Source organism: Bradyrhizobium sp. 2TAF36, assembly GCF_052114925.1.
GTDB lineage: Bacteria > Pseudomonadota > Alphaproteobacteria > Rhizobiales > Xanthobacteraceae > Bradyrhizobium > Bradyrhizobium barranii.
Map to the genome: position 1 here is coordinate 1 of NZ_JBFRFR010000215.1, position 1,940 is coordinate 1,940.

The 1,940-nt window shown below is 59.3% G+C and carries 1 protein-coding gene; it reads right to left on the reverse strand.

Annotation, left to right across the window (positions count from 1 at the left end):
- On the reverse strand, positions 1-1,940 hold a 1,940-nt coding region (locus tag AB4Z51_RS44770; protein WP_441499749.1), incomplete at both ends, for a molybdopterin dinucleotide binding domain-containing protein.

The following is a 1,940-nucleotide window of genomic DNA, read 5'->3' on the forward strand; positions in this document are numbered from 1 at the left end:
ATGATACGGCATCCAGGCAACGCCCTTGCCGACCCGCTCGGTCACCACCGCTTTCATACGGGCTCTTGAACTGTTCTCCGCGCCGGTCACCCAGACCCAACCGCCATCGACGATGCCGCGCTCGGCTGCGTCCGCCGGATTGATCTCGACGTACATGTGCTGCTTCAGTTCGGCGAGCCACTTGTTGGAGCGCGTCTCTTCGCCGCCGCCCTCATACTCTACAAGCCTGCCCGAGCTTAGGATCAGGGGGAATTGCTTGGAGATACCGCGGTCGACGGCTGCCCTTTGTACGCTGAAGCCGATGTTAGGCACACGGAATTGCTCGGCGTCGGGCAAGGTCGGATAGTCTGCGACGAGATCCGGACGCGGTGTATAGATCGGCTCCCGATGCACCGGGATCGGGTCGGGCAGATTCCAGGCGATCATGCGCGCCTTGGCGTTGCCATAGGGCGAACAGCCATGCTCGATTGCGACGCGCTGAATGCCGCCGGAAAGGTCGAGTGACCAGGACACCGCATCGGGATTGGCGGGATTTACCCGCTGGATGACCTCCATTTCCTGCGCACTGAGATCCTTGTCCCAGCCGAGCTTCTTGAGCACGGCGAGCGTGAATTCAGGATAGCCGTCCTTGATTTCTGAGCCGACTGAATAGGACCCTTCGGCGAGGAGATTGTCGTGATCCTCCCTCTCGACTTCCTGCCCCTTTTCCATCACCTTGCGTTTGACGATACGCTCGACCCCGAACCGGGCGCGGAACGTGCCGCCGCCTTCCTTCACCGAAAGATTGGTGTTGTAGAGGATCGGCGTACCCGGGTGCCTGAACTCCGGCGTTCCCCAGCACGGCCATGGCAGGCCGTAATAATCGCCACCAACCTCCGGATCATCCTTCGGCGCCCGCATGGTCACCAGGTCGAACTTGGCCTGATTCTTCATGTGAGCCTTCAGCCGTTCGGGAGACTGTCCGCAATAGCCCGTGGACCAGCCGCCACGATTGATCTCGCGCAGAATGTCTTCCGCCGATACTACATTGTTTTCGACCTTGATGTTCTTGAACATCTGCTCCGCGAAGCCGAACTTGCGCGCGAACAGATACATCGTGTCGTAGTCGTTTTTCGATTCGAACACCGGCTCGACGATCTTCTCGCCCCATTGCAGCGAACGGTTCGAGGCCGTACGCGAACCGTCCATCTCAAAGCTGGTGCAGGCGGGCAAAAGATATCTGCCGTTCTTCCGCTCCGAGAGAACCGACCAGGCGGTCGGATAGGGATCGCAGACGACCAGCAATTCGAGCTTCTCGATCCCGCGAACCGCTTCCGGCATTCGCGTAATGGTGTTGACGCCATGCCCCATGATGAACATCGCCTGAACCGGCTCAGGCTGACTGATCTGTTCTTTCGGCAGCAAGGTCGCATCGAACCACCGCGTGCTCGGGATGCCCGGTGTTTCCATCAGCTTCTTGTTGGGAAAACGAGACTTCATCCACTCGTAATCCACCTCCCACACCCGGCACCAATGCCGCCAGGCCTCTTCTGCCAGACCGTAATAAAGCGGCAGCGACGTTACATCGAGGCCGAGATCGGTGGCACCTTGCACATTGGTATGACCACGAAAAATGTTGGCGCCGCCCCCGGCGTGCCCGACATTGCCGGTGGCGAGTAGCAGAATGCAGCTCGCCCGGACATTCGCCGTGCCGGTCGTAAACTGGGTCTGTCCCATCGCCCAGATCAGCGTCGCGGGCTTTTGCTTGGCGAAGATTTCAGCGACGTGCTTGACCTGTGCTTCGGGCAGACCGGTGACGCGCTCAACTTCCTGAGGCGTCCACTTTGCCACCTGTTTACGGACTTCATCAACGCCATAGACGCGCTGGCTCAGGAATTCCTTATCCTCCCAGCCGTTTTCAAAAATGTGCCAAAGCATCCCGTAGATGGTGGCAATATGGG